2 protein-coding genes and 3 pseudogenes are annotated in these 3737 nt (G+C 62.2%); 2 read left to right on the plus strand and 3 right to left on the minus strand.

Features of this window, described 5'->3' with window-relative positions:
* Nucleotides 1–166 precede the first annotated feature (166 nt).
* From EBB59_RS13025 to EBB59_RS13035, 3 genes and pseudogenes are all read right to left on the minus strand, one after another.
* Nucleotides 167–376, minus strand: a pseudogene (locus EBB59_RS13025) (alkylphosphonate utilization protein); the annotation flags it as partial.
* 43 nt (nucleotides 377–419) lie between these two features.
* Complete coding sequence (gene pip / locus EBB59_RS13030; protein ID WP_122102575.1) at nucleotides 420–1373, minus strand: prolyl aminopeptidase; 954 nt, start codon at nucleotides 1371–1373, stop codon at nucleotides 420–422.
* Between the two features lie 140 nt (nucleotides 1374–1513).
* Nucleotides 1514–2393: pseudogene (locus EBB59_RS13035) on the minus strand (IS110 family transposase).
* A 341-nt stretch (nucleotides 2394–2734) separates the two neighbouring features.
* Between EBB59_RS13035 and EBB59_RS13040 the strand changes: the two are divergent.
* The gene (locus EBB59_RS13040; protein ID WP_147455616.1) at nucleotides 2735–3388 is read left to right on the plus strand and encodes a hypothetical protein; all 654 of its coding nucleotides are present in this window, start codon (nucleotides 2735–2737) and stop codon (nucleotides 3386–3388) included.
* A 133-nt stretch (nucleotides 3389–3521) separates the two neighbouring features.
* A pseudogene (locus EBB59_RS13045) lies at nucleotides 3522–3737 on the plus strand (hypothetical protein); the annotation flags it as partial.

Raw genomic sequence — 3737 nt, forward strand, 5'->3', positions numbered from 1 at the left:
TCAGAGGCTCCCTTCACCTGCCCCTTGAGATAGGTATCTACCACTTCGCGTTTGAAGGCCGCACTGTACTTGGCCATGAAAAACCCCCGGAGATTGGATGGGTGTCCAACTTCCGGGGGGCAGTTCATTTTTTTTCGGCGCCGTTTCCGCTCATGGCCGGTGCGGCCTAGGCTTTCTTCAGGAACTCCGTCCTCAGCACCAGTCCCTTGACCTTGTCGACGTTGCACTCGATCAGGTCCTCGTCGTCGGTCAGGCGGATGTTCTTGCACAACTGGCCGCGCTTCAGCGTCACCGAAGTGCCCTTGACCTTCAGGTCCTTGATCAACGTCACGCTGTCGCCGTCGGCCAGGCGGGTGCCGTTGCTATCCTTGACGATGATCTCCTCGTCGTTGTCGCTCATTGCTGTCTTCCTTCGTTGGTTACATCGCCTTCGGGGCGAAATGGTCGGTGGCGCGCACCAGCGCGTCGATGTTCTCGGCCTCGAACGCCGAATGGCCGGCGGTCGCGGTAACGACGAGTTCCGCCTTCGGCCAAGCCTTGTGCAGATCCCACGCATTGGCGAGCGGGCAGACCACATCGTAACGGCCATGCACGATCACGCCCGGGATATCGGCGATCCTGGAGGCGTCGCGCAGGAGTTGGTCGTCGGCGTCGAAGAAGCCTTCGTTGACGAAATAGTGGTTCTCGATGCGGGCGAAGGCCAGCGCGAAATGGGCGTCGCCATGGCTCTCGGCATAGTCATCGGGCACGCGCAGGTAGCTGGTGCCGCCCTCCCAGATGCTCCAGCGGCGCGCGGCCTCCAGCCTGGTCGCTTCGTCATCGCTGGTCAGGCGCCGGTGGTAGGCGGCCATCAGGTCGCCACGCTCCGCTTCGGGGATGTATTCGCGGTAAGGCTCGAACTGGTCGGGGAACAGGCGCGATGCGCCTTCCTGATAGAACCACTCCAGCTCCCAACGCCGCAGCATGAAGATGCCGCGCAACACCAACTCGGTGACGCGCCCAGGATGCTTCTCGGCATAAGCCAGCGCCAGCGTGGAACCCCACGAACCACCGAACACTTGCCAGCACTCGATGCCGAGCATCTCGCGGAGTTTCTCGATATCCGCCACCAGGTCCCAGGTGGTGTTGTCCGTCAGGTCGGCATGCGGCGTGCTGCGGCCGGCGCCGCGCTGGTCGAACAGCACGATGCGGTATTTCGAAGGGTCGTGGAAACGGCGCATCGCCGCGTTGCAGCCGCCGCCGGGACCGCCATGCAGCATCACCACCGGCTTGCCGTCGGGGTTGCCGCATTGCTCCCAGTGGAGCGTATGGCGCGCATCCACCTTCAGCGTGCCGGATTCGTAGGGTTCGATCTCGGGATAAAGCGTGCGCATGGCGCGGCTCCGTGCGGGGGAGGTGAATTGTAGCGTCGGCCCCGGCATCCCCCCGTCCCTTCGGCCACCACCCGGTAAGCGGGCCGGTTCCATCGCCATTCGGAATACCCCGCTGGCGCAATGAGTAACCGTCTTGAAAGTCAAGCGCCATGAAGCGATTCGTCCCAAGGCTTGTTGGTGCGAACCATGGCGTTGATCACGGTCAGCAGCTTGCGCATGCGGGCGACCAAGGCCACCTTTTGCTGCTTGCCAGCGGCCAGCAGGCGTTCGTAGAAAGTCTTGAGTGTCTGGCGGCCGTGAGCGTGGCCATGTACGGCACGCGGCGGACCTCGAAGCGGCCGCCCTGGATACGCCGACGCCCTTTGGTATTGCCCGAGTCGTTGGCCATCGGGGCAACGCCGACCAGGGCCGCGATCTCGCGCCGATTGAGCTTGCCCAGTTCGCCGTAGTGCGCTTTGACATGTCCGACCATTTGCGCCTCGACGCCGTCGAACTGCTGGCGGATGGCGTCGATCATGGCCTGGATGCTGGGGCGCACGACAGGCATGGCAAGAGACATACACTAGCGCTCAGCCAACAGCATGCCCAGCAACTGACGCCTGCGCGTGACCATCGCCGCCATGGCCTGCCGCTGGGCGTCGGCCAAGGGACGAATGAAGCTGGCCAGGTCATCTCGGTGAGCCAGCACGCTGGCGTACTCCGCCAGCATTAGGGCATCCATGCGATCGGTCTTTGCCAGTCGGCCCATCGACTTGGCGAAATCACGTGCCTGACGCGGATTGACCACCGCCACCGCAAAGCCTACGGCCTGCAACACACACGCCAGTGCAGCCTCGTGCCCACCCGTGGCCTCCATCACCACCAACGCAACGCCCAGCGGCTGGAGCGCTACTGCCAAGGCCGATGCCCTTCAGCCTCGTTCTCGAAACGCCGGACACCGAATTCGGCCCCCAGCACCGCGACATCCACATGTGCCTTCGCGACGTCGATGCCAACAACTGTCAATGAGGAAACAGACATGATCTTCAGATCCCTTGCTTGTGCATGCGCGCCCGGACAAACCGGGGCGCGTCACCGTTCGGGCTTCACGAAGACCGGCGCGGCGGCCGTGCGCCATCTACTCATAGACGGGCGCACAGTCCCAAGCCAAAACCAGGCTGCACGGGCCGGTCCGCTCGCCTCAACGACTCCCAAACTCTACCGCGGCGGTCTGGTATGAAACATACAAGCCACCGTTTTGATGACTGGCATCCACGCAACCCGACTAAAGAACCGGCCTATACCATCACTGCCTATCAAGCCGGACACCACCCACCTCCGGGTGTAGACTCACTCCGGATCACCCGCCACGGAGCGTATCCATGCGCGCACTGGGATTATTGATGATGAGCATGGCCGCCTGCTCGCCGGTCAGCGAATCCGTCCAGCCACCGGCACCGGACGCCGCCCGCTATGGCGACGGCTTCCCGGTCATCAAACCCTTCGACCTGCCGAAAGCCGGCAGCAAGGTCACGGCGGATTTCGAGCTGCCCAACGCCATGGACGGAGATCATTTACGGCCGGTCTGGGTCGGCTTCAGATTCAGCATACCGATAACGAAGGACTATGCACCTGGAGAGCAGGCTGCCTCACGGAAAAGGATGGACTATCTGTACGAATCCCCCATTCCGATCCGTATCCGGCTTTGGCGTATCGAAGGGGGAGAGCGCACTCCAGTCGTGCTGCACGAGATGCAACAAACCATCCGGCCCAGCAAAGCATGGTACGAACCTCACCCCGACGAGGTGTTCACTAAGCATAACGGCGCTGGCATGGACACCAAGGAAATGATTGCAATCGGTAAGTTCGACTACCGCAATCGAGCCTACCTACCTTGGGAAGTAGCAAGCATCTTCCCGCCCACACCCGGCCGTTACCATATCGAGATGGAGAGCCTGGAGGACCATCCCATCCTGGCGAATCTTCCTTTTGAAATGGTTGTCACGCACTATCACCTATGGGGGATCAAGCAATGAGTCACCGCTTCGATGACAGGCATCCGCGCAACCCGACTAAAGAGCCGGCCTATACCATCACTGTCTATCAAGCCGGACACCGCCCGCCCCCGGGTGTAGACTCACTCCGGATCACCCACCACGGAGCGTATCCATGCGCGCACTGGGATTATTGATGATGAGCATGGCCGCCTGCTCGCCGGTCAGCGAATCCGTCCAGCCACCGGCACCGGACGCCACTCACTATGGCGACGGCTTCCCCGTCATCAAACCCTTCGACCTGCCGAAAGCCGGCAGCAAGGTCACGGCGGATTTCGAGCTGCCCAACGCCATGGACGGAGATCATCTACGGCCGGTCTGGGTCGGCTTC

The organism is Solilutibacter pythonis, from assembly GCF_003697345.1.
Taxonomy (GTDB): Bacteria; Pseudomonadota; Gammaproteobacteria; order Xanthomonadales; family Xanthomonadaceae; genus Solilutibacter; species Solilutibacter pythonis.

What these genes read in the sequence shown, in the direction of transcription:
- pip (WP_122102575.1), bottom strand. Translation starts at nt 1,373, where the DNA reads ATGCGCACGCTTTATCCCGAGATCGAACCCTACGAATCCGGCACGCTG.
- EBB59_RS13040 (WP_147455616.1), top strand. Translation starts at nt 2,735, where the DNA reads ATGCGCGCACTGGGATTATTGATGATGAGCATGGCCGCCTGCTCGCCG.